General features: G+C 66.7%; 24 protein-coding genes. 15 read left to right on the top strand and 9 right to left on the bottom strand.

Going from position 1 to position 23,219, the window contains the following annotated elements; genetic code table 11:
• The first annotated feature begins 1 nt into the window (after position 1).
• From tolA to ftsH, 6 genes are read left to right on the top strand one after another with little or no spacing between them, the layout of a single operon-like run.
• Positions 2 to 1,486: a cell envelope integrity protein TolA gene (gene tolA / locus IQ24_RS09675; RefSeq protein WP_145397749.1), complete on the top strand. Its 1,485-nt coding sequence runs from the start codon at positions 2 to 4 to the stop codon at positions 1,484 to 1,486.
• Positions 1,487 to 1,546: 60 nt separating this feature from the next.
• A complete protein-coding gene (gene tolB / locus IQ24_RS09670) occupies positions 1,547 to 2,869 on the top strand; it encodes a Tol-Pal system beta propeller repeat protein TolB (RefSeq protein ID WP_145397748.1) in 1,323 nt (440 codons plus the stop codon).
• Positions 2,870 to 2,891: 22 nt separating this feature from the next.
• Positions 2,892 to 3,410, top strand: a complete 519-nt coding sequence (gene pal, locus IQ24_RS09665; RefSeq protein ID WP_145397747.1) for a peptidoglycan-associated lipoprotein Pal — start codon at positions 2,892 to 2,894, stop codon at positions 3,408 to 3,410.
• On the top strand, positions 3,410 to 4,351 hold the full coding sequence (locus IQ24_RS09660; protein WP_145397746.1) for a tetratricopeptide repeat protein: 942 nt from the start codon (positions 3,410 to 3,412) through the stop codon (positions 4,349 to 4,351). Before pal ends, IQ24_RS09660 begins: the two co-directional genes overlap by 1 nt.
• Positions 4,341 to 5,582 carry a tRNA lysidine(34) synthetase TilS gene (gene tilS, locus IQ24_RS09655; RefSeq protein ID WP_145397745.1) on the top strand — a complete coding sequence of 414 codons (1,242 nt, stop codon included), beginning with the start codon at positions 4,341 to 4,343 and terminating at the stop codon, positions 5,580 to 5,582. The genes IQ24_RS09660 and tilS overlap by 11 nt, the downstream gene beginning before the upstream one ends.
• A 59-nt stretch (positions 5,583 to 5,641) precedes the next feature.
• Entirely contained in the window at positions 5,642 to 7,540 is a 1,899-nt protein-coding gene (gene ftsH / locus IQ24_RS09650) for an ATP-dependent zinc metalloprotease FtsH (RefSeq protein WP_145397744.1), read from the top strand.
• A gap of 60 nt (positions 7,541 to 7,600) precedes the next feature.
• Here ftsH and IQ24_RS09645 read toward each other — a convergent pair whose 3' ends face one another.
• A complete protein-coding gene (locus tag IQ24_RS09645) occupies positions 7,601 to 7,966 on the bottom strand; it encodes a hypothetical protein (protein ID WP_145397743.1) in 366 nt (121 codons plus the stop codon).
• A 162-nt stretch (positions 7,967 to 8,128) separates the two neighbouring features.
• Entirely contained in the window at positions 8,129 to 8,314 is a 186-nt protein-coding gene (locus IQ24_RS09640) for a hypothetical protein (protein ID WP_145397742.1), read from the bottom strand.
• A 113-nt stretch (positions 8,315 to 8,427) separates the two neighbouring features.
• Here IQ24_RS09640 and IQ24_RS09635 point away from each other — a divergent pair, with 113 nt between their 5' ends.
• Positions 8,428 to 8,709, top strand: a complete 282-nt coding sequence (locus tag IQ24_RS09635) for a chorismate mutase (protein WP_242008057.1) — start codon at positions 8,428 to 8,430, stop codon at positions 8,707 to 8,709.
• A complete protein-coding gene (gene folD, locus IQ24_RS09630) occupies positions 8,706 to 9,581 on the top strand; it encodes a bifunctional methylenetetrahydrofolate dehydrogenase/methenyltetrahydrofolate cyclohydrolase FolD (protein WP_145397740.1) in 876 nt (291 codons plus the stop codon). Before IQ24_RS09635 ends, folD begins: the two co-directional genes overlap by 4 nt.
• Positions 9,582 to 9,620: 39 nt before the next feature.
• Here the strand turns inward: folD and IQ24_RS09625 are convergent, their stop codons facing one another.
• From IQ24_RS09625 to ruvC, 5 genes are read right to left on the bottom strand one after another with little or no spacing between them, the layout of a single operon-like run.
• On the bottom strand, positions 9,621 to 10,052 hold the full coding sequence (locus IQ24_RS09625; protein ID WP_145397739.1) for a PaaI family thioesterase: 432 nt from the start codon (positions 10,050 to 10,052) through the stop codon (positions 9,621 to 9,623).
• Entirely contained in the window at positions 10,045 to 11,070 is a 1,026-nt protein-coding gene (ruvB, locus tag IQ24_RS09620; protein ID WP_145397738.1) for a Holliday junction branch migration DNA helicase RuvB, read from the bottom strand. Before ruvB ends, IQ24_RS09625 begins: the two co-directional genes overlap by 8 nt.
• Positions 11,067 to 11,918 carry a zinc metalloprotease HtpX gene (gene htpX, locus IQ24_RS09615; protein WP_145397737.1) on the bottom strand — a complete coding sequence of 284 codons (852 nt, stop codon included), beginning with the start codon at positions 11,916 to 11,918 and terminating at the stop codon, positions 11,067 to 11,069. The genes ruvB and htpX overlap by 4 nt, the downstream gene beginning before the upstream one ends.
• A gap of 4 nt (positions 11,919 to 11,922) precedes the next feature.
• Positions 11,923 to 12,606 (bottom strand): Holliday junction branch migration protein RuvA, encoded by a 684-nt coding sequence (gene ruvA, locus IQ24_RS09610; protein WP_145397736.1) that lies wholly within the window; start codon positions 12,604 to 12,606, stop codon positions 11,923 to 11,925.
• Positions 12,603 to 13,097: a crossover junction endodeoxyribonuclease RuvC gene (gene ruvC / locus IQ24_RS09605; protein ID WP_145397735.1), complete on the bottom strand. Its 495-nt coding sequence runs from the start codon at positions 13,095 to 13,097 to the stop codon at positions 12,603 to 12,605. Before ruvC ends, ruvA begins: the two co-directional genes overlap by 4 nt.
• Positions 13,098 to 13,216: 119 nt before the next feature.
• Between ruvC and IQ24_RS09600 the strand changes: the two genes are divergently transcribed.
• The 6 genes from IQ24_RS09600 to IQ24_RS09575 are packed head-to-tail and all read left to right on the top strand — an operon-like array spanning position 13,217 to position 19,109.
• The gene (locus tag IQ24_RS09600; RefSeq protein ID WP_145397734.1) at positions 13,217 to 16,027 is read left to right on the top strand and encodes a monovalent cation/H+ antiporter subunit A; all 2,811 of its coding nucleotides are present in this window, start codon (positions 13,217 to 13,219) and stop codon (positions 16,025 to 16,027) included.
• Positions 16,027 to 16,398 (top strand): Na+/H+ antiporter subunit C, encoded by a 372-nt coding sequence (locus IQ24_RS09595; protein ID WP_145397733.1) that lies wholly within the window; start codon positions 16,027 to 16,029, stop codon positions 16,396 to 16,398. Before IQ24_RS09600 ends, IQ24_RS09595 begins: the two co-directional genes overlap by 1 nt.
• Positions 16,395 to 17,948: a monovalent cation/H+ antiporter subunit D gene (locus tag IQ24_RS09590; RefSeq protein WP_145397732.1), complete on the top strand. Its 1,554-nt coding sequence runs from the start codon at positions 16,395 to 16,397 to the stop codon at positions 17,946 to 17,948. Before IQ24_RS09595 ends, IQ24_RS09590 begins: the two co-directional genes overlap by 4 nt.
• Positions 17,945 to 18,436: a Na+/H+ antiporter subunit E gene (locus IQ24_RS09585; protein WP_145397731.1), complete on the top strand. Its 492-nt coding sequence runs from the start codon at positions 17,945 to 17,947 to the stop codon at positions 18,434 to 18,436. The genes IQ24_RS09590 and IQ24_RS09585 overlap by 4 nt, the downstream gene beginning before the upstream one ends.
• The gene (locus IQ24_RS09580) at positions 18,433 to 18,702 is read left to right on the top strand and encodes a K+/H+ antiporter subunit F (RefSeq protein ID WP_145397730.1); all 270 of its coding nucleotides are present in this window, start codon (positions 18,433 to 18,435) and stop codon (positions 18,700 to 18,702) included. The genes IQ24_RS09585 and IQ24_RS09580 overlap by 4 nt, the downstream gene beginning before the upstream one ends.
• Before the next feature lie 11 nt (positions 18,703 to 18,713).
• The gene (locus IQ24_RS09575; protein WP_242008056.1) at positions 18,714 to 19,109 is read left to right on the top strand and encodes a Na+/H+ antiporter subunit G; all 396 of its coding nucleotides are present in this window, start codon (positions 18,714 to 18,716) and stop codon (positions 19,107 to 19,109) included.
• A gap of 52 nt (positions 19,110 to 19,161) precedes the next feature.
• Here IQ24_RS09575 and dapA read toward each other — a convergent pair whose 3' ends face one another.
• Positions 19,162 to 20,037, bottom strand: coding sequence for a 4-hydroxy-tetrahydrodipicolinate synthase (gene dapA / locus IQ24_RS09570; protein ID WP_145397729.1), 876 nt, complete (start codon positions 20,035 to 20,037; stop codon positions 19,162 to 19,164).
• A gap of 106 nt (positions 20,038 to 20,143) precedes the next feature.
• Between dapA and IQ24_RS09565 the strand changes: the two genes are divergently transcribed.
• Entirely contained in the window at positions 20,144 to 22,303 is a 2,160-nt protein-coding gene (locus tag IQ24_RS09565; RefSeq protein ID WP_145397728.1) for a lytic transglycosylase domain-containing protein, read from the top strand.
• Here IQ24_RS09565 and IQ24_RS09560 read toward each other — a convergent pair.
• Complete coding sequence (locus tag IQ24_RS09560) at positions 22,257 to 23,198, bottom strand: DMT family transporter (RefSeq protein WP_145397727.1); 942 nt, start codon at positions 23,196 to 23,198, stop codon at positions 22,257 to 22,259. The genes IQ24_RS09565 and IQ24_RS09560 overlap by 47 nt on opposite strands.
• Between the last annotated feature and the right edge of the window lie 21 nt (positions 23,199 to 23,219).

The raw sequence follows: 23,219 nt of genomic DNA, 5'->3' as shown, positions 1-23,219 counted from the left end.
TATGGAGCGCAGCGATCGCATCGGGTACTGGGCGTCGGGACTGGCGCATGTCGGCCTGATCGGCTGGGTGATTGTGGGTGGGGCCCTGTTCCGCCCGCAGCCGCTTGAGGCGATCCGGATGACCGATGTCTCGACCATGTCCGAGGCGGACTTTCAGGCCATTGCCGCCGCCGCAGCCGGTGCGGGCCCGGTCGCCGACAATGCCGCGACCACGCCTGCCCAGCCGCAGGCCCCCGCCGATGAAAATCTGGCCGGTGCCCCCGAGGCCGTCAGCCCGCCCGCGCCCGATACGCAGGTGGCTGTTCTGGCCCGTCCCGACCGGCGCCCGGAAGCGCGCCCGGATCTGAGCGATATCGCCAATCCAAACCCGCCCGTCACCGTCGAGACCGTGGCGCCGCAGCCGGTGCCTCCTGCCCAGACGACCGAGACCGCAGCCCCGCCGCAGGCGCAGGACCGCCCGGACCCGAACCGCGCGCCCGCCCAGCCGCCCGAGACTGCCGCCACCCGCTCGGCGCTGGCCCCGCAAAGCTCTCCGCGTCCGCGTGGTCGCCCCGATGGGCTGGCCGAGGCCGCGCAGGCGCGTCAGGCAGCGCAGGCTGCCGCGCGTCGCGAAGCCGCGCTGGCCCGCGAGGCCCAGGAAGCCGCAGCCGAGCAGGCCGCGTCTGCCGAAAGGGCGCGCGATGAAGCCGCCCGCCGCAGCGCCGCCGAACAGGAACGGCAAGAACGCCGCGAAGCCGAATCCCGCGAGGCCGCTGCCGAGCAGGAGCGTCGTGCCTCCGAGGCTGCCGAGCGCAGCCGTCGTCAGGCCGCCGCCGATGCCGAGGCCGCGAAGAAGGAAGAAGAGCGCAAGGCCGCCGAGGCGCGCAAGGCCGAGGAAGAGCGCAAGGCCGCTTCAGATCGTGAAGCCGCTGCCGAACGTCGCGCGGCCGCAGAACGTCGTGAAGCCGAGGCACGCGAAGCCGCCGCCGAGCGCGAAGCGGCAGCCGCCCGCGCCCAGAAAGAGGCTGACGAGGCCGCTGCCGCCGCCCGCGCCAAAGAGCGGGCCGATGCCGAGCGTCGCGCGAAGGAAGAAGAGGCGACCCGTGCGGCGCTGGCCGCCGCGCAGGAAAGCGAGCGTGGCTCTGCCGGACAGGGTGGCGGTGGTGCTGCCGCCAGCGGTCCGCCCTTGTCGCAGGGCGAAAAGGACGGGTTCCGCGTTGCCGTGCAGCAGTGCTGGAACCGTGGCACGCTGTCGACCGAAGCCAGCAATACAGCGGTCTCGGTTAGTTTCTCGATGTCGCAGGACGGCAAGGTGGACGTCGGTTCGATCCGCATGGCGGGCAGCAGTGGCGGCTCGGACGGTGCGGTCAAGCAGGCCTTCGACGCCGCGCGTCGTGCGATCCAGCGCTGTGAGAAGGGCGGCTACAAGCTGCCGCCCGAGAAATACAACCGTTGGAAAGACGTGATCATCGACTTCAATCCGGACGGGAGGGCCAGCATAAGATGAGGTTGGCATCCCCCCCCGTGACCCGATATTCTGCAACCGCAAGCGCTAAGGGGCTGATACATGTTGCGTAGAACTTTGCTGACCTCCGTCCTCGCTCTGGCTTCTCTGGGGCTGGTGGCACCTGCCACGGCACAGGATGGCCCGCTGCGAATCGAAATCACCGACGGTGTCATCGAACCGATGCCCTTTGCCATCGTGGCCTTTGACGAGGGCGGCGCGGGCGAATTCCGCGAACAGGTGCGCAGCCTCGTGGCCGCCGACCTGACCGGCACGGGCCTCTTCCGCGAGATCCCCGCGAACGCCCATATCGCGCGCCCCGACAGCTTCTCGGCCCCGGTGTCCTATGAGGACTGGAAGGCGATCAACGCGCAGGCGCTGGTCACCGTCGGCGTCAGCTCGCAAGGCGGCAAGGTCGTGGTGAAGTTCCGGCTGTTCGACGTGTTTTCGGGCCAACCGCTGGGCGACGGGATGCAGTTCGACGCCAGCAGCGGCAACTGGCGCCGCGCGGCCCACAAGGCCGCCGATCAGGTCTATGCCCGCCTGACGGGCGAGGGCCCCTATTTCGACAGCCGCGTGGCTTTCGTGCAGGAAAGCGGCCCCAAGGACGCCCGCCGCAAGCGCATCGGCATCATGGATTACGACGGCGCGAACACGCGCTGGATGACCGACGATTCCGCGCTGGTGCTGGCACCGCGCTTCTCGCCGGACGGCAACCGCGTGCTTTACACCTCTTACGCCTCGGGCTTCCCGCGCGTCATGCTGATGGACGTGAACTCGATGTCGTCGCGCTCGATGGGCGAACAGCCCGGCACGATGAGCTTCTCGCCGCGCTTCTCGCCCGACGGGCGCTGGATCGTCTTCTCGCTGGAGCAGGGCGGCAACACCGACATCTATCAGATGGACGCAGGTTCGGGCGCGATGCGCGCGCTGACCAACGCCCCCTCGATCGAGACCTCGCCCAGCTACAGCCCCGACGGCAGCAAGATCGTGTTTGAAAGCGACCGCTCGGGCAAGCCGCAGCTTTACGTCATGGGTGCCAGCGGCGGAGAGCCGACCCGCATCAGCTTTGGCGACGGCAGCTATGGCACGCCGGTCTGGTCGCCGCGCGGCGATATGATCGCCTTCACCCGCAAGGTGGGCGGCAAATTCCACATCGGCGTGATGCGCACCGATGGTTCGGAAGAAAAAATGCTGACAGAATCGTTCCTTGACGAAGGCCCCACCTGGGCCCCCAATGGGCGCGTTGTCATGTTTACCCGCGTGACGCCGGGCGGCGATGGCCAGCCTCGGCTGCATTCGGTGGATATTACGGGGCGCAACATGCGTCCGGTGCAGGTTCAGGGCGCGGCCTCGGACCCCAGCTGGGGCCCCTTGCTGCCTTAAGGCGCGGAGAATGGATAAGGTTATGAATAAATACGTTAAATTCGCCGCGATTGGCGCGATCATCGCAGTCTCGGCCTGTTCGCGGCCCGCAGGCCAGGGACCGGCGGTGACCGATCCCTATGGCAGCGGCAACGCGGGTGCAGGTGTCGGCGGCGTCGGAGTGGGCGGGCTGAACAGCCCCGAATACTTCCGCTCGACCATCGGTGACACGGTGCTGTTCCCGCTGGATCAGTCGACGCTGACGCCCGAGGCGCGCCAGACCCTGACCGGCCAGGCGGGCTGGCTGAACCAGAACCTGGGCTATTCCACCGTGATCGAGGGCCATGCCGACGAACAGGGCACGCGCGAATACAACATCGCCCTTGGCGCACGCCGCGCCAGCTCGGTGCAGGAATACCTGATCTCGCAGGGCGTGGCGGCGAACCGCATCCGCACCGTCAGCTATGGCAAGGAGCGTCCGCTGGCGATCTGCTCGACCGAGGAATGCTACACCAAGAACCGGCGCGCGGTGACGGCTGTCAGCCCGGGGGCTGGCAGCTGATGCGTCGGCTGCTTCTGGCAGCGGGTCTGATGCTGGCGGCCTTCCCGGCCGTCGCACAGGACCGCGCCGCGACGCTGGCGGATCTGCGCAGCGAGCTGTCGCAGCTTTCCGGCGACCTGCAGTCGCTGCGCAGCGAGCTGGTGGCCTCGGGCTCGATGGGCTACGCGGCCGCCGGTGGCGTCAGCGCCATCGACCGGATGAACGCGATGGAATCGCGGCTGATGCAGCTGACCGGCCAGACCGAGCAGTTGCAGAACCGCATCGACCGGATCGTCAAGGACGGCACCACCCGGATCGGCGATATCGAGTTCCGCTTGTGCGAGATGGAAGAGGGCTGCGACCTTGGCGCCCTGACCACGCCCACGCTGGGCGAGACGAACAACGGTGGCGGCGGTTCGGCCCTGCCCCCGTCCGATCAGCAGGGCTCGCTGGGGACCGGTGCGTCCCCGGCTGCCCCCAGGACCAATACCCCATCGGCCGGGGCCGCGACTGCTGCGGAACGCGCCGATTTCGACCGGGCCCGGGAGGTGCTCGGTCAAGGTGACTTTCGTCGTGCTGCGGACCTCTTCGCGGCCGTCGCCCAAACCCATGCAGGCGGCCCACTGACCGCCGAGGCGCTGTTCCTGAAAGGGGCGGCGCTGGACAGTGCGGGTGATCTTCCGGCGGCAGGCATCGCCTGGCTGGAAAGCTTCGCCGCAGCGCCTGACGGGCCGCAGGCCCCCGATGCCCTGCTGGGCCTGTCGCGCGCCATGTCGGCCGCCGGAGAACCCCGGGACGGCTGCTTCTATCTTCAGGAAATCATGATCCGTTTTGCCGCCGCACCGCAGGCCGTCGAGGCCGAGAAGCGCGCCATGGCCTCGGGCTGCGAGGATGTCACCGACTCGGCCGAGGTCGAGGGGATGGACCCCGAGGCTGCCGCCGACCTGCAATATGTCGAATGAATTAGGCGTCTCGGTTTTCCGGGCGCTGGATCGGTTGGCGGGCGATATGGGCGCGCTTGGCGTCGCCTTGTCGGGCGGCGGCGATTCGATGGCGCTGCTGCATCTGGCCCATGACTGGGCGGCGGGCCGTCGCCTGATGGCCGCGACCGTGGACCATGGCTTGCGCGAAGGCTCGGCGCAGGAGGCTGCGCTGGCAGGCGAGGCGGCGCAGCGGCTGGGCGTGCCGCATGCCGTATTGCATTGGCAACATGACGAGATCCGGGGAAACCTGATGGCCGCCGCGCGCGAGGCTCGGCTGGCGCTGCTGTCGGAATGGGCGCTGCGCAACGGGCTTTCCGCCGTGCTGCTGGGCCATACGCAGGACGATCAGGCGGAAACGCTGCTGATGCGTCTGGGCCGGGGGGCGGGCGTCGACGGGCTGTCGGGCATGGCCGAGGCGCGCCGTTCGGACGGGATGCTGTGGCTGCGCCCGCTGCTGGGCGTCCAGCGTCAGGCGCTGCGCGACTGGCTGGTCGAGCGCCGAATCACCTGGGTCGAGGACCCGTCGAACGAGAACCCCGATTTCGAACGTGTCCGGGTGCGCAAGGCCATGGAGGCGCTGCATCTTCCCACCGCGCAACTGGCCAGCGTGACGGCGAATCTCGCCTCGGCCCGCGATGCGCTGCAGGTCTTTGCGCAGCAGGTCGCGACGGGGGCAGAGATGCGGGCGGGCTCGCTTCTGCTGCCGCTGGGCGCGTTCAGCCGAGCCCCGGATGAGATCCGGCGGCGACTAATGGTCGCAGGCGTACAGGTGGTCGCGGCGGCCCCTTACCCCCCGCGCCGGGAAACCGTCGCCCATGCGCTGCGGGCCGTCGGGGCGGGGTTTCGCACCACGCTGGACGGGGTGATCGTGCAACCGGCGGCAGGCTGGCTGCACTTTATCCGAGAGCCTGCGACCGCCAACCGCGCGGGGCAGATCGCGCCCGATATCGACGGTATGGCGCTGTGGGACGGGCGTTGGCGGCTTGCTGGCATTGCTCCGGGCGAAACAGTCGGCGCGCTTGGCCATGATGCGCTGGCCAAGCTTGACTGGCGCGCCTCGGGCCTTTTGCGGGACGAGGCCGCATCGACCCCGGCGGTCTGGCAGGCGGGCGCGCTGGTGGCCGCGCCGGTCCTGCGTTCCCATCCCCGGATCACCGCCGAACCACTAAGAACCGAGGGTGAATTCCGCCGTTTGCTCTATTCGCATTGAACCTCGTGGCGGAATCCCTATTTTTACTTCAAAGCTTCAAACCCCGCGGAGGACAGCCTTTGGGCAATGCGCGCAATATCGCTTTCTGGGTTGTGCTGTTTCTGATGATCCTTGCGCTGTTCAACCTGTTCAGCGACGGATCGGCGCAGATGAACAGCCGCCAGATCAGCTATTCCGATTTCATCCAGCGGGTGGAAAAGGATCAGGTCACCGGCGTCACGATTGATGGCGAGAACATTGCCATCACCGACAAGGACGGCAAGCACTACGCCACCGTGCGTCCGCAGGGCGAGGAAATCGCTGACCGCCTGATCAACAAGAATGTCGAGGTTCGGGTCGAACGCCAGCAGCAGTCGGGCTTCATGTCCATGCTGGGCGTCTGGCTTCCCTTCATCCTGCTGATCGGCGTCTGGATCTTCTTCATGAACCGCATGCAGGGCGGCGGCAAAGGCGGCGCGATGGGCTTTGGCAAATCGCGCGCCAAGCTGCTGACCGAAAAGCATGGCCGCGTCACCTTTGACGACGTGGCGGGCATCGACGAGGCCAAGGAAGAGCTGGAAGAGATCGTCGAATTCCTGCGCAACCCGCAGAAATTCAGCCGCCTTGGCGGCAAGATCCCGAAAGGCGCGCTGCTGGTCGGCCCTCCGGGCACCGGTAAGACGCTGCTCGCCCGTGCCATCGCGGGTGAGGCGGGCGTGCCCTTCTTCACCATCTCGGGTTCGGATTTCGTCGAGATGTTCGTCGGTGTCGGCGCAAGCCGCGTCCGCGACATGTTCGAGCAGGCCAAGAAATCGGCCCCCTGCATCGTCTTCATCGACGAGATCGACGCCGTGGGCCGCGCCCGTGGTGTCGGCATCGGCGGCGGCAATGATGAACGCGAACAGACCCTCAACCAGCTTCTGGTCGAGATGGACGGTTTCGACGCGAACGAAGGCGTCATCATCATCGCCGCGACGAACCGCAAGGACGTGCTCGACCCCGCGCTGCTGCGTCCGGGCCGCTTCGACCGCCAGATCTATGTGCCGAACCCCGACATCAAGGGCCGCGAAAAGATCCTGAACGTCCACGCCCGCAAGGTGCCGGTCGGCCCCGACGTCGACCTGCGCATCATCGCGCGCGGCACGCCCGGTTTCTCGGGTGCGGATCTGATGAACCTGGTGAACGAGGCGGCGCTGACCGCTGCCCGTATCGGTCGCCGCTTCGTCTCGATGGAGGATTTCGAGAATGCGAAGGACAAGGTGATGCTGGGCGTCGAACGCCGCAGCATGGTCCTGACGCCCGAGCAGAAGGAAAAGACCGCCTATCACGAGGCTGGCCACGCCATCGTCGGCCTGAGCCTGCCGAAATGTGACCCGGTTTATAAGGCCACGATCATTCCGCGCGGTGGTGCGCTTGGCATGGTGGTTTCGCTGCCCGAGATGGACCGGCTGAACTACCACAAGGACGAGGCCAAGCAGAAGATCACCATGACCATGGCCGGGAAGGCCGCCGAGATCATCAAATACGGTGAGGAAGGCGTCTCGAACGGTCCGGCGGGCGACATCCAGCAGGCCTCGGCGCTGGCGCGTGCGATGGTGATGCGTTGGGGCATGTCTGACAAGGTGGGTGCCGTCGATTATTCGGAAGCGCATGAAGGCTATTCGGGCAATACCGCAGGCTTCTCGATCAGCGCCAGCACCAAGGAGCTGATCGAAAGCGAAGTCCGCGAGATGATCGAGACCGGCTATCAGGAAGCCCGCCGCATCCTGATCGAGAAGAGCGAAGAGTTCGAGCGTCTGGCCAAGGGGCTTCTGGAATATGAGACCCTGACCGGCGAAGAAATCGGCAAGGTCATCCGGGGCGAGGCTCTGGGCGGCGATGACAATTCGGGCGGGTCCTCGATCCCGTCGGTGACGTCCCTGCCGAAAACCGGCCCCTCGGTCGCGCCCCCGGCCGCCGAGCCGCAGCCACAGGGCTGAGCCGAGCCCAAGTCAAACGAGAACCCCCGCGCGCAAGCCCGGGGGTTTTTCTTTCTTCGGTTAGCGCGCCATGTCGGTGCTGAAGCTGAGATTGGCGCCTTCACCCAGACCGAAGTCCTTGGCACCTGCGTTGAGGATTTCGCCGATCTGGTCGCGGGCCTTCGCTGGCAGGTTCTGCGCGGCGTCCCAGACCCGGATCATGCTGCCCAGCGCCTGCTGCTGCGGCGCGTCAAGACCCATTTTGGTCAGCCAAGGGACCGGATGCGGCTCGGCCGCCTCGATGATGGCCGGGCCGATTTCTGGGAAGGTCAGGATATCGTCAATCCTGAGCGGCCACGGGTCGTCAGGGGGCCATCTGCGGATTTTGGCATAGAGATCGATGCAGTGTTTCTCTCCGTTAATCCAGAAACAGACTTGTGCTGGCATGATGAACCTCACAAATGAAAATCAATACGTGAAAAGTTCATTCATTCTGCGCCTCATGGCCGAGTCGTCCAACGGCGGTGACGGGCGTCGTCGCTGTCAGAAAGGACAGGTGCGGGGCCTCAGGGCCGCGCATGTGGCAGATTCGGCCCCCGGGCCCCAGGTTCACAGCAGCAGAAGCATCGCTGCGCCAAGCGCCAGACCCAGGGCAAACCCGAAGTTGATGATGACTGCGGCCGGGCTCATGTTGCGCTCCTTTCCCTGATCGCGGGTGCGACCCCCATGCTTTGATCTGAGGGCAAATCGTGCACATCGGCCAGATCTGACATCGATCGGCGGAAATTCGCTCATCAACTGTGGCATTTCAAACATACTATCGACTTGCGCGAAGGGCTTTGGGCGTGCATCCCTCGCGCATGACCCAAAGACCTGATCCCGCCCAAGAGCTTCCGCAGGGTTCGGCAATGCCAGACCTTCGCGCACGAATCGACCGCCTTGATGAAAGACTGATTGCCCTTCTGGCCGAGCGTTCGGCCCTGATCGACGAGGCAGCACGCATCAAGGCGAAAGAGGGGCTGCCCGCGCGGATCACGTCCCGGGTTGACGAAGTGGCAGAGAATGCCCGCCGCAATGCCGCCGCCGCCGGTCTGGACCCCGATCTGGCCGAGGGCGTCTGGCGTCTCATGATGGAACATTTCATCGCACAGGAAGATCGCGCACTCGAACAACTACGGAGAACCGAATGACTGCTACCCGAATCGACGGAAAGGCTTTCGCTGAGGAACTGCGAAAGAAAATCGCCGCGCAGGTCGCGCAGCTGAAGGCGGATCGCGGGATCGTCCCCGGTCTGGCAGTGGTTCTGGTCGGAGAAGATCCGGCAAGTTCGGTCTATGTGCGCAACAAGGCCAAGCAGACCGCCGAAGTCGGCATGCACAGCTATGAGCACAAGCTGCCCGCCTCGACCTCGCAGGAGGAGCTGCTGACGCTGATCGCCCGGCTGAACGCCGACAAGGCGGTGAACGGCATTCTGGTGCAGCTTCCCCTGCCCAAGCATCTGGATGAAGAGGCGGTCATCAACGCGATCTCGGTCGAGAAGGACGTGGACGGTTTCTCGATCCAGAACGTCGGCCGCCTGTCCACCGGGCAGAAGGCGATGGTGCCCTGCACGCCGCTGGGCTGCCTGATGCTGCTGCGCGACCAGCTGGGCGATCTGTCGGGGATGAGCGCGGTGGTCATCGGCCGCTCGAACATCGTCGGCAAGCCGATGGCGCAGCTTCTGCTGGGCGACAGCGCGACGGTGACGATTGCGCATTCCCGCACCAAGGACCTGCCCTCGGTCTGCCAGAAAGCCGATATCGTCGTGGCCGCCGTGGGGCGTCCGATGATGGTCAAGGCGAACTGGATCAAGCCGGGCGCGACGGTGATCGACGTGGGCATCAACCGCACCGATGACGGGCTGGTGGGCGATGTCGACCCGGCCGTGGCCGATGTCGCGGGCGCGATGACGCCGGTTCCGGGCGGCGTGGGTCCCATGACCATCGCCTGCCTGCTGGCCAATACCCTGACCGCGACCGCGCGGGTGAATGGCCTGCCGGACCCCGAAGGCCTGACGATCTGAGATTTCCGGCACAGGGCCCCGCCGGGGCCCTGTCTGCCATCAGACCGGGATCATCGTTCCTTGCAGCATCGCGACATGGCGGCGCTGATCGCCCGTTTCAGCCCAGACATCCCCCGCCACGACCATGATCCGACGCCCGGGCCGGATCACCCGACCGATCGCGACCAGCCGGTCGCCGCTCGCGGGCGCCAGCAGGTTGATCTTCATCTCGACCGTCATCACCTCGGCCTCTGCGGGCATCAGGGTCAGCGCGGCATAGCCCGCCGCCGTATCCCCGATCGAGAAGGCCAGCCCCGCATGCCCAACGTCATGCTGCTGCCGCGCCAGAGGCAGGATCGGCGCGGTGATGGTCACCTCGCCGCTGCGCACCTCGGTCAGTTCGGCCCCCAGCGTCGTCATCAGCGACTGGCGCGCATAGCTGGCGCGCACGCGGGCCTCGGTTTCAGGCGAGGTGGGCGGGGCATCACTCATCAAACAGGCTCTCCTGAGTTCGGGGGGCGTCAAGGCCAAGGTGCCGCCAGCCCAGCCGGGCCAGCATGCGACCCCGGGGCGTGCGGGCGACAAGGCCCTGCTGCATCAGATAGGGCTCGATGACCTCTTCAATGGCATCGCGGCTTTCCGACAGCGCAGCCGAGAGGGTCTCGACCCCGACCGGGCCGCCGCCATAATGCTCGGCCATCAGCGACAGATAGCGGCGGTCGGCCTGATCCAGCCCCAACTCATCCACGCCCAGCCGGGTCAGGGCGATATCGGCAATCTCTCGCGACAGGCGACCGTCGCCCTCGACCAGCGCGAAATCGATAACCCGGCGCAGCAGGCGTCCGGCGATGCGGGGCGTGCCACGGGCACGGCGGGCGATTTCGCGCGTGCCGGCGGGGTCGCTGTCGATGCCCAGAAGCCGTGCCCCGCGCGAGACGATCAGGTCCAGCTCATCGATGGTATAGAACTGCAGCCGCGTTGGGATGCCGAAACGGTCGCGCAGAGGCGTCGTCAGCAGGCCAAGCCGCGTCGTCGCCCCGACCAGCGTGAAGGGCTGCAGCTCGATCCGCACGGTGCGCGCGGCGGGGCCTTCGCCGATGACCAGATCCAGCTCGAAATCCTCCATCGCGGGATAGAGAATTTCCTCGACCGCCGGATTCATGCGGTGGATCTCGTCGATGAACAGGACGTCGCGCGCCTCAAGGTTGGTCAGGATCGCGGCCAGATCGCCCGCACGCGCCAGCACCGGACCCGAGGTCATCTTGAAGTTCACGCCCAGCTCGCGCGCCATGATCTGCGCCAGCGTGGTCTTGCCCAGTCCGGGCGGGCCGTGGAACAGCGTGTGATCCATCGCCTTGCCGCGCATCCGGGCGCTTTCGATGAAGACGCGCAGGTTCGCCCGCGCCTCGGCCTGACCCACGAAATCCGTCAGCTGCTGGGGGCGCAGCGCGCGGTCTTCGGAATCGCCCTCCATCGGGTCGGGGCGCAGCATGGGTTCGGGTGCGCTCATCCCTGCCTCGCCATGGCTTGCAGGCGGGCGATGCGCTCTTCGGTCGGGGGATGGGTGGCAAACAGCCGGTCCATGCGCAGCGCGTGCAGCGGGTTGATGATATACATCGATGCGGCCGCCGGGTTGCGCTCGGCCGGTTCGTTCACGATGCGCTGCGAGGTCTGCGCGATCCGCGCCAAGGCCGAGGCCAGCGCAAGAGGCTGGCCGCTGATCTCGGCCCCGGTGCGGTCGGCCTCATATTCCCGCGTGCGCGAGATGGCCATCTGCACCAGACCCGCCGCCAGCGGGGCGAAGATCATCGCCACCAGCGCGCCCAGCCCGCCGCCGCGATTGTCGTCCCGCCCGCCCATCATGCTGGAAAACATCATCATATTGCCCAGCATGGCAATCGCGCCCGCCAGCGTCGCCGTGACCGTCATGGTCAGCGTGTCGCGGTGGCGGATATGGGCCAGCTCATGCGCGATGACGCCCGCAAGCTCATCCCGGCTCAGCAGGCGCATGATGCCCTGCGTGACCGCGACCGCCGCATTCTGCGGGTCGCGCCCGGTGGCAAAGGCGTTCGGCTGTTCGGTCTGCAGGATATAGACCTTGGGCATCGGCAGGCCCGCGCGTTGCGCGAGCGTCGCCACCATGTCGAACAGTTCGGGGGCCTGATCGCGGCGGATCTCGACCGCGCCCTGCTGGCGCAGGATCGCCTTGTCGCTGTTCCACCAGGCCCAGACATTGGTCGCCCCCGCCAGCACCAGCGCCAGAATGGCGCCGCCCTGACCGCCCAGCAGCCAACCCATGCCCATCACCAGCGCGGTCATCACCGCCATCAGGACGAAGGTGCGAAGGTTTCCTTGCATCGTCTTACTCCTTTGGTGCCAGCAGCCGCAGGGCCGCGCGGATCAACGCGGGCGTGGTGGCACCGGGTTCCGCGCCTGCGGCCTCGGCCACGGCAGCGGCGGCCTCGGACGGAGCATAACCCAGGTTCGAGAGCGCCGACAGCGCATCCGCACTGGCGCTGGCCGCCGAGGCCTGCGCCGCGCGCGACGGTTTCGGCGCGGGGGCCGGGGCCTCGGGCGCGTCGCCAACGTCTACGACCGGCATCGGCCCCGGATCGACGGTCAGCGCGCCGCCAAGCGCCATGATGGCGGGGGCCTTGTCCTTCAGCTCCATCACGATCCGCTGCGCGAGTTTCGGGCCGACGCCCGGCGCCTTGCGCACCGTCGACCAGTCGCCAAGCGCCAGCGCGCGGGCCAGCGCATCCGGCCCCAGCGTGCCCAGAATGGCCATCGCCACCTTCGAGCCGACGCCCTGAACCGAGGTCAGCAGGCGGTGCCATTCCTTCTCGATCAGGGTGGTGAAGCCGAAAAGCTGCAGCAGGTCCTCGCGCACCAGCAGTTCGGTATAAAGCGCCGCTGCCTGACCCACGGGGGGCAGGGTGGCGGCGGTGCGTTCATTGACATGGACGATATAGCCCACGCCGCGCACGTCGATCAGCACATGATCCTGCGCCCGGTGCAGGATGACGCCAGCAATCCGCCCGATCATGCCGAGGCCTTGATGCGCAGGGACCGGCCCTGAAGGTGATGGGCGTGGCAGATGGCGATGGCCAGCGCGTCGGCGGCGTCCGGCCCCGCCAGCTCGACGCCGGGCAGCATGAAGCGCACCATATGTTCGACCTGTTCCTTGCCCGCATGGCCGACGCCAACGACGGCCTTCTTGACGGCATTGGGGGCGTATTCCCCGATCTCAAGCCCGGCTTCCGCCGGGGCCAGCAGGGCGATCCCGCGCGCCTGACCCAGCTTCAGCGTGCCGACGGCATCCTTGTTGACGAAGGTCTGTTCGACCGCCGCCGCATCGGGCGCATGGGTCGCGATGACCTGCGACAGGCCCCGGAACAGCACCAGCAATCTGGGCCCCAGATCTCCCCCGTCCGAGTGGATGATGCCATTCGCCACATGCCTCAGCCGGGGGCCATCGGTCTCGATGACGCCCCAACCCATGTTCCGCAGCCCGGGGTCTATCCCGATGATCTTCATGCCTGTTTCCTTTTTTCGCGTCATTAGCACGAAACGCGAACATCGCCTAGCGTCTTCCGTGTCTGGGTTGACACCGGGGGGGGCATCCCCCAGACAAAACCAAACAGCGAAGAGTGAGCATGTCCATAGCCCTGATCGCCCTGATGCCGTTCATCGGGGCCCTGTTCCCAGGACTTCTGATCCGTTCCGGCCGCGATGTCGCGGCGCTTGCCTGCGGGACGGCCACCCTGATTGCGTTGATCGGCCTTGTGATCCACGCCCCTGCCGTCTTGGCGGGAGAGGTCCTCACCTCGCGCATCGAATGGGTGCCGCAACTGGGTCTGGCCGCGAATTTCCGGCTGGACGGGCTGGGGCTGCTGTTCGGGCTGCTGATCCTGGGGATCGGCCTGCTGATCATCGCCTATGCCCGTGCCTATCTGTCCGACCGCGACGAATCCGGCCGCTTCTTCACCTATCTGATGCTGTTCCAGGGCGCGATGATGGGCATCGTGCTGTCCGACAACATCCTGCTTTTGCTGATTTTCTGGGAGCTGACCTCGCTGTCCTCCTTCCTGCTGATCGGCTTTCGCAAGGAAACCGAGGCAGGCCGTCGCGGCGCACGCATGGCGCTGACCGTGACCGGCATGGGCGGCCTTGCGATGATCGCGGGCATGCTTCTGCTGGGCAGTATCGCGGGAAGCTATGAGCTTTCGGACATCCTGACCCAGCGTGAGGCCGTTCAGGCAAGCCCGATGTATCTGCCCGCGCTGCTGCTGATCCTGCTGGGCGCCTTCACCAAATCGGCGCAATTCCCCTTCCATTTCTGGTTGCCGCACGCGATGGCCGCGCCGACGCCGGTTTCGGCCTATCTGCATTCGGCGACCATGGTGAAGGCGGGGATCTTCGTGATGGCGCGGCTGTGGCCGGTGCTGTCCGGCACGCCTGAATGGTTCTGGCTGGTCACTGGCGCGGGTCTGGTGACCATGCTGCTGGGCGCGGCGGTTGCCGTGTTCCGCGACGATCTGAAGGATTTGCTGGCCTATTCGACGGTCTCGCATCTGGGCCTGATCACCATGTTGCTGGGCTTTGGCACGCGCGAGGCCGCGATTGCCGCCGTCTTCCACATCATCAACCACGCGACCTTCAAGGCCGCGCTGTTCATGACCGCCGGGATCATCGACCATGAGACCGGCACGCGCTCGATCGCGCGTCTGGGCGGGCTGATGCGGCTGATGCCGATCGTCTTCACCATCGGCACGATTGCCGCCCTGTCGATGGCGGGCGTGCCGCCGCTGAACGGCTTCCTGTCGAAAGAGCTGATGCTGGAAGAGGCGGCCCATACCAGCTTTGGCGGCCCGCATGTGCTGATGGTGCTGGCGACCTTCGCCGCGATGCTGTCGGTCTGCTATTCGCTGCGCTTCATCTGGCAGGTCTTCATGGGGCCCAAGCGCACCGACTATCCGCTGAAGCCGCATGATCCGGGCTTCGGGCTTTGGGCCTCGCCCGCGCTGCTGGCGGTGCTGGTGATTCTGATCGGCCTTGCGCCGCAGGTCATGGCGGGCTGGCTGGTCGAGGCATCGGCCAGCGCGGTCACGCAAGAGGCGCTGCACCCGCATCTGGCCCTGTGGCATGGTGTCACACCTGCGCTGATGATGTCGGGCATCGCGCTCATCGGCGGGGTGATCCTGCTGGCGCTGCAGCCGCGCCTGCTGGCGATCCGCAACAGCTTCCGCCGCCCCGATGCGAAAACCATCTTCGAGGCGCTGGTCAACGCCTGCGTCGGTCTGGCGCAAAAGCTGACCGACGGGCTGACCAATGGCTCGATGGCGCGGTCGCTGGCGGCGATGACGCTGATGGTGGTGATCTGCGGCACCTGGGCCTTCAGCAGCGGGCAGCTGTCCGCGCTGGACCGCCCGATGCTGCCGATCCAGCCGGTGGCGCTGATCGGCTGGTTCCTTGTCGTGGTCGCGACCGTCTGCCTGATCTTCTGGCACCGCAACCGCGTGCTGTCGCTGATCATGGTGGGGATCATCGGGCTGATCGTCTCGGGCTGTTTCGTCTATCTCTCGGCGCCTGATCTGGCGCTGACGCAGATCTCGGTTGAGGTGGTGACGGTCATCCTGCTGCTGCTGGCGCTGAACTTCCTGCCGGGGCACAGCCCGGTTGAAAGCGGCGATCTGCGGCGCGGCTGGCATGTCTTCATCGCGACGCTGGCGGGGCTTGCCATCGGCGGGCTCTCCTATGCCGTGCTGCGCAGCGATTTCGCATTCGCGCCGATCTCGGGCTATATGCTGGCGAACAGCCATGATCTGGGCGGCGGCGACAATGTCGTGAACGTCATTCTGGTCGACTTCCGCGGCTATGACACCTTTGGCGAGATCACCGTGCTGGGCATCGCCGCGCTGACGATCTTTGCCCTGACCGAGACGCTGATCCGTGGGGCCTCGCTGCGCAGGCTGGCCGACTGGATCTCGGGGCGGTCGCGGGCGGGCGATCAGGACCCGCTGATGCTGGTGGTGGCGTCGCGGATCATCCTGCCGATGTCGCTGATGGTCGCCATGTTCATCTTCCTGCGCGGCCATAACCAGCCGGGCGGAGGCTTCGTGGCGGGGCTGATCGTTTCGGTCGCGCTGGTCCTGCAATATATCGGCTCGGGTCTGGTCTGGACCGAGGCGCGCCAGCGCGTCCCCTATCATGGGCTGATCGGCGCGGGCGTTCTGGCCGCCGGGATCACCGGGCTTGGCGCATGGTTCGCGGGCAAGCCCTTCCTGACCTCGGCCTTTGGCTATGTGAAGCTGCCGGGGCTGGAGGAGTTCGAGCTGGCCTCGGCCATGGGCTTTGACCTTGGCGTGTTCCTGTGCGTCGTGGGCGCGGTGATGCTGGCGCTGAACTCGCTGTCGCGGATCGCGCAGAAGGCGCGCCAAAGCATCGCAAGCGAAGGGGGCCTCTGATGGAATTGCTGGTATCCAGTGCAATCGGCCTTCTGACGGCGGCGGGCATCTATCTGGTGCTGCGCCAGCGCAGCTTCCCGGTGGTGCTGGGGATGACGCTGCTGAGCTATGCGATCAACGTCTTCCTGTTCGCGACCGGGCGGCTGGTGGTCAACGCGCCGCCGGTCCTGCAAAAGGGCGTCACGACCTATACCGACCCGCTGCCGCAGGCGCTGGTCCTGACGGCCATCGTGATCTCGTTCGGGATGACCGCCGTCGTGGTGGTGATGGCCATCGGCAGCTTCCTGGAGGGCGGCGATGACCGCATCGACATGCCAGAGGCCGACCGCATCCCCGAGACGGGCGACACGCAGAGAGGGCCGCGGGCATGAACCATCTGATGATTGCCCCGGTCCTGCTGCCCGCCGTCCTGGGCGCGCTTCAGCTTCTGTGGATGCGGGGCGACCTGCCGCTGCAACGGGTGTTTTCGAGCACCGGCACCGCGCTTCTGGTCGTCGTGGCGCTGATCCTGCTGGGGCAGGCCTCGGCGGGCGAGGTGATGGTCTATCGCCTTGGCAACTGGGCCGCGCCCTTCGGCATCGTGCTGATGCTGGACCGGCTGGCGGCGATGATGGTGCTGCTGACCTCGGTCGTGGCGCTGATCGTGCAGATTTACGCCATCGGCTCGGGCTGGGACCGCAAGGGCTGGCATTTCCATGCGCTGTGGCAGTTCCAGCTGATGGGCGTCTGCGGCGCTTTCCTGACCGGCGACGCCTTCAACCTGTTTGTCTTTTTCGAGATCCTGCTGATCGCCAGTTACGGCCTGATGACCCATGGCGGGGGCGAGATGCGGGTCCGCGCGGGCGTGCAATATGTGGTGGTGAACCTGGCGGGCTCGGCGCTGTTTCTGGTGGCGTTGGGCGTGCTTTACGCGGTCACCGGCACGCTGAACATGGCCGATATGGCCGCGCGCGTGGCCCAGATGCCGCCCGAGGATACCGCGCTGCTGCGCACCGGGGCCGTGCTGATCATGCTGGTCTTTGCGATCAAGGCGGCGCTGGTGCCGCTGCATTTCTGGCTGCCCTCGACCTATGGCAATGCGCCGGGGCCGGTGGCGGCGCTGTTCGCGATCATGACCAAGGTCGGCGTCTATGCGATCATCCGCTTCTTCACGCTGATCTTTCCGCATGACACCGTGGCGGGGACGCTGGCCAGTGAGATCCTGCTGCCTGCCGCGCTGATCACGCTGGCCGTGGGCCAGATCGGCATCATGGGCAGCCGCCAGCTTCTGCGGGTGGGTGCATTCGCCGCCCTTGGCTCGGTCGGGACGCTGATGATCGCGGTCTCGCAGATGAATGCCGAGGCGATGACGGCGGCGATCTATTACATGGTCCATTCGACGCTGGCGGCGGCGACGCTATTTCTGGTGCTGGACCTCAGCGCGCGCTGGCGCGGAGATTACTGGCTGCGCGCCGGTACGGTGATGCCGCAATCCGGGCTGGTCTCGGCGTTGTTCTTTGCGGCGGCGGTGGCCGTGGTGGGGCTGCCGCCGTTCTCGGGCTTCATCGGCAAGCTGATGGTGCTGGATGCGACGGCGGGCGCGCCCGCGATGCCGCTGATCTGGTCGGTGATCCTGGTGACCTCGCTGATCGCGCTGGTCGGCATGTCGCGGGTCGGCACGAAGCTATACCTGAAACCCTTTGGCGAGGTCGTGCTGGGCGGCGGAGGCGGCTCTGCCGATTTCCCGACCGCGCCCCTTCGCAGCGATGAGCCCGCGCCCTGGCTGTCGGTCACCGCGATCATGGCGCTTCTGGCGACCGTGCTGGCGCTGACGGTCTTTGCAGGCCCCGCGACCCGCTTTGCGCAAGCGACGGCCGATCAGCTTTACGACCCGGCGCTGTATCTCAAGGCGGTGCTGGCCGATCAGGAGGGCACGAAATGATCCGCCGCATCCTGCCCCACCCGTTCATGACCCTGATGCTGATTGCCATCTGGATGATGCTGGTCAATCGCTGGGCCGTCGGCTCGCTGGTCTTTGCGATCATGCTGGGCATCGCGATCCCGCTGATCACTGCGCCCTATTGGCCCGACAGCGCGCGCTATCGCAGGCCGGGCAAGATCCCCGCGTTTCTGGGGATTGTCGTCTGGGACATCATCAAGGCCAATATCGCCGTCTCGCGCATCGTGTTGTTCATGCCGCGCGACCAGTTGCGCCCGGCGTGGATCTCGATCCCGCTGGAGCTGACCCAGCCCGAGGCGATCAGCGCGCTGGCTGCCACCATCACCCTGACGCCCGGCACCGTCAGCTGCGACCTGTCCGAGGACGGAGGATCGCTGCTGGTCCATTGCCTGCATGCGCCCGAGCCGCAGGACGTGCTGGACGAGATCAAGACCCGCTACGAATCCCGCCTGAAGGAGATCTTCGCATGATCGCCTATGCGCTTTGGCTGGCCTTTGCGGCCTATGGGGTGTCGCTGCTGTTTTGCCTCTACCGCATTGTCGTCGGGCCCACGATCCCCGACCGCGCGCTGGCGCTGGATACGATGACCGTCAATGTCATCGCGCTTCTGACGCTGTTCGGCATCCAGCACGGCACGACGATGTTCTTCGAGGCGTCGATGCTGTTTGCCATGCTGGGCTTCGTGTCGACCGTGGCTTTCGCGAAATTCGTCCTGCGTGGCGACATCATCGAATAGGCAGGGACATCATGGAACTGATCGCTGAAATCGTCGTGACCTTCCTTCTGCTTTGCGGGGCCTATTTCGGCTTCGTCGGCTCTTACAGTCTGGTGCGGCTGCCCGACTCGATGATGCGGCTGCACGGGCCGACGAAATCGGCGACGCTGGGCGTGGGCTCGGTGCTGGTCGCCTCGCTGGTCTGGATGCCGGTCTTTGGCGGCATCGTCAGCTGGCACGAGCTGCTGATCCCGCTGTTCCTGTTCCTGACCGCGCCGCTGACCGGCAATTTCATCGCCAAGGCGATCATGCACCTGTCCCTGCGCCCCGAGGATCTGCCGAAGCCCACCACGGGCGGCACCTGGCGCACCTATGGCCATGATTCGCGCCCGCCGGTTCCGGAAACCGAAGGCCCGAATGAAAAGTGACGCCGCGCGGGCTGCGGGCGTCACCTTGATCGGTTGAGGCGGAGGGGTCGGCTTACAGCAGACCCGCGTGCGCCAGCGCCTTGTCGATCTGCTGCTTGGTGCCAGCGGTCAGGCCGACCAGCGGCAGCCGCACCCGGTCATTGCACAGACCCAGCCGCGACATGGCGTATTTCACGCCAACCGCGCCCGGTTCAAGGAAGATGGCGATGTGCAGCGGCATGAGCTTGTCCTGATACTCCAGCGCCTTGGCGTAATCGCCCGCCAGCGTGGCCTCCTGGAACTGGGCGCACAGCTTTGGCGCGACGTTCGCGGTGACCGAGATGCAGCCGGTGCCGCCATGGGCGTTGAAGCCAAGCGCGGTCGCATCCTCGCCCGACAGCTGGATGAAGTCGTTGCCGCAGGTGATGCGCTGCATCGACACGCGCTCCAGCTTGCCGGTGGCATCCTTGACGCCAACGATGCGCGGCAGCTTCGCCAGCTCGCCCATGGTTTCGGGCGACATGTCGATGACCGAGCGGCCGGGGATGTTGTAGATGATGATCGGCAGGTCCGACGCATCATGCACGGCGGTGAAATGCGCGATCAGCCCGGCTTGCGTCGGCTTGTTGTAATAGGGCGTCACCACCAGCGCACCCTGTGCGCCTGCGGTCTGCGCCGCCTGGATCAGGCTGACGCCTTCGCGGGTCGAGTTCGAGCCCGCGCCCGCGATGACCGGCACCCGGCCGGCGGCGATCTTCACGACGACTTCGGTGACCTTGTTATGTTCATCATGGCTGAGCGTGGGGCTTTCGCCGGTGGTGCCGACCGGGACAAGACCGTGAGAGCCTTGCTCGATGTGCCACTCGACCAGCTTCTCGAGCCCCGTAAGATCAAGTTCGCCATCTGCGGTGAAGGGCGTGACCAGCGCGGGCATGGAGCCTTTGAACATGACAGTATCCTGAAGTTGGGTTCAAACCGGCCATACATGGGCAAAGGCCGCTTGCCAAGGTTGTGAGTTGCGGCATCGTGCCGCTTCCCGCACAAATGCGCTTATGATGCATCCATTGAAAACCCGGCTTCTCGGCTCTGTCCTTGCGCTGGCGGCAAGCCTTGCCGCGCTGCCTGCCATGGCCGAGGACAAGGACCAGCTGGCACGCGCGCTGGCGGCGGCGGGCGCGCGCGACTGGACAGCGGCGACTGAGGCGGCGGCACGCTCGGGGCCGATGGCGGCGGCGCTGATCGACTGGCAGCGGCTTCGCGCCGGGCAGGGCACATGGGCCGAGTATCGCGACTTTGCCGCCCGGCATGGCGACTGGCCGGGAATGGCGCTGTTTTACCAGCGCGGCGATGTGCTGCTGCGCCCAGATCTGCCTGCGGATGAGGTGATCGGCTGGTTCGGTGACCGGCGTCCCGACACGGTGACCGGGGCCATCGCCTATATCTCGGCGCTGCGGCAGACCGATCCGCAGGCCGCCGAGGCCGAGCTTGAGCGTTTCTGGATCAACCAGCCGCTGAACGCGACCGAGCAGCGCCGCTTCCTTGACCGTTTCGGGGCCGAGCTGGTGCCGCTGCATGACAAGCGGCTGGCGACCCTGCTCGACCTTGGCGAATGGCAGGCCGCGCAGGCCATGCTGCCGATGGGCTCGACCGATGCGGCACGGCTGGCGCGGACGCGCATCGCCATGCAATCGGGGCAGGCGGGTGTCGACCGGCTGATCCTCGCGCTGCCCGACAGCCAGCGTGACGATGCCGGGCTGGCGCTGGACCGCTTCCGCTGGCGGGTGAAGTCGAAAATGGGCGATCTGGCCCGCGATCTGATGCTGGAACGCTCGACCAGCGCCGAGGCGCTGCGGCTGCCGATGGAATGGGCCACGCGCCGCGCCGACTATGCCCGCGCGGCCATGCGCGCCCAAGACTGGGCGCTGGCCGAACGGCTGGCCGCCAACCATTTCCTGCCGCAGGGCAGCGACACGACTTTCACCGATCTGGAGTGGCTGGCGGGCTATGCCGCGCTGCGTCAGGGCGCGGCGGACCGCGCGACGGCGCATTTCCAGCGGCTGGCGGCGAACTCGACCAGCCCGATCACCCTGTCGCGCGCCTATTACTGGCAGGCGCGCGCGGCCGAGGCGCGGGGCGACGCCATGGCGACCGAGATCGCCTTCCAGCGCGCCGCCCAGCATCAATCGGCCTATTACGGCCAGCTGGCCGCCGAACATCTGCGCCTGCCCATGTCGCGGGATTTCGCGGTGTCCGGCGAGGGGGTGCAGACCCTGCCCGAATGGCGCGGCAGCGCGCTGCGGGAAAACAACGTCTGGCAGGCGGGCGTCTGGCTGCTGGCCGCAGGGGACGCCGAGCAGGCGCAGCGCTTCTTCCTGCATCTGGCCGAAACCGCCTCGGGCGAGGACATCGGGCGCATGGCGCGGCTGATGCTGGAGGTGAAGCGGCCCTGGTACGCGCTGCGGCTGGCCAAGGCCGCCGCGGCCAAGGGCGCGATCTATCCCGCCGCCTATTTCCCGCTGACCGGGCTTGAGACCAAGCCTCTGGGCCTGCCGCCCGAGCTGGTGATGTCGATTGCCCGTCGCGAGAGCGAATTCAACCACACTGTCAGCTCGCATGCCGGGGCGCTTGGGCTGATGCAGGTGATGCCCGACACCGCGCGCAGCATGGCGCGCAAGCTGGGCGAGCCCTATGACCAGCCCCGCCTGACGCAGGACGCCGCCTATAACGCGCGGCTGGGCGCGGCCTATCTGGAGGGGCTGCGGGAGCGCTTCGGCACTTCGATTGCGCTGACCGCCTCGGGCTACAACGCCGGGCCGGGGCGACCGGCGCGCTGGCTGGGAGAGTTCGGCGATCTGCGCCGCAGCGCCGATCCGATCGAATGGGTCGAGCTGATCCCTTTTGACGAAACCCGCAACTACGTCATGCGCGTGGCCGAGGCGATGCCGATCTATCGCGCCCGCATCTCGGGCAGGCCCGCGCCGCTGGTCCCGACCTATGAGCTGACGGGGGGCGGGCTTCTGCCCCCGCCACCTCAGCCGCCGATCCGGCTGGCTTATTCGAAGCGGCCACCGATGTCGTTGCGGGCGATGTTGCAGGTGGCCATGGGTGGTGCTGCGTTGCAGGTGACGACCCCGCCGCAGGTGGTCCAGCAGGCCGAGGTTGAGGAGGCTAGTTCAGCCCCGCTCGTGCCCGGACCCGCGACCGCCACCAGGTAAAGAGGCCCGCTCCGACGACAATCGCCCCGCCGATGGCCACATGCGGGGCCAGCGTTTCGCCAAAGATGGTGACGCCGAAAAGGCTGATCCAGACCAGCTGCGTATAGGCGAAGGGCTGCAGCGCCGAGGCCTCGGCCAGCTCATAGGCGCGGATCAGCAGGTAATGCGCGGTGCAGGCGGTCATGCACAACAGCAGCAGCCAGGGGAGGTCGGAGGCGGCGATCGGCTCCCACTCGCGCAGGCCGACCAGCGTGATGGCGACGACGCCCGCGATGCCGGTCCAAAAGAAGCTGACCATCGCCGGATCGTCGCGTGCGACATGCCGCGTCAGCAGGCTGTAGACGGCGAACATGGCCGCGCCGAGGAACGGCAGCCCGGCCTCGACCGTGAAGACGCCGCGCCCGGGTTGCAGCACGATCAGGATGCCGATGAAGCCGACGCCGACCGCCGCCCAGCGGCGCCAGCCGATCTTTTCGCCCAGAAACGGCCCGCTGAGCGCCACGATCAGCAGCGGATAGCAGGCAAAGATCGCATGGGTGTTGATGAGGCCCAGCCGCACGAAGGCCTCGACCGTGACGACGACCTCAAAGACCAGAATGACGCCGCGCGCGATCTGGCTTAGCGGGCGCTTGGTGCGGATCGCACGCTTCAGCCCGCCCGGTTGGCGCGCCACCAGCAGCGTGACGAAAAGCGCAAAGAACCAGTAGCGCAGCATCACCACGAAGATCGGCGAGTAGCTGGAGCCAAGATGGCGCGAAATCCCGTCCTGCGCGGCAAAGATCAGCGATGCCGCGCACATCATCAGAATGGCTTTGGTCTGCCCGTCCTGCGCAAGGGCAGTCGGGGGTGCGGCCAGATCTGAGGTCAGCTGGCCGTGTTCATGGTGCTGCGGCATGGCGATGTTCCGGTGAGGTCC

Source organism: Paracoccus sulfuroxidans, assembly GCF_007830335.1.
In the GTDB taxonomy this organism is placed as follows: domain Bacteria; phylum Pseudomonadota; class Alphaproteobacteria; order Rhodobacterales; family Rhodobacteraceae; genus Paracoccus; species Paracoccus sulfuroxidans.
This window is presented reverse-complemented; position numbering and strand designations above follow the sequence as displayed.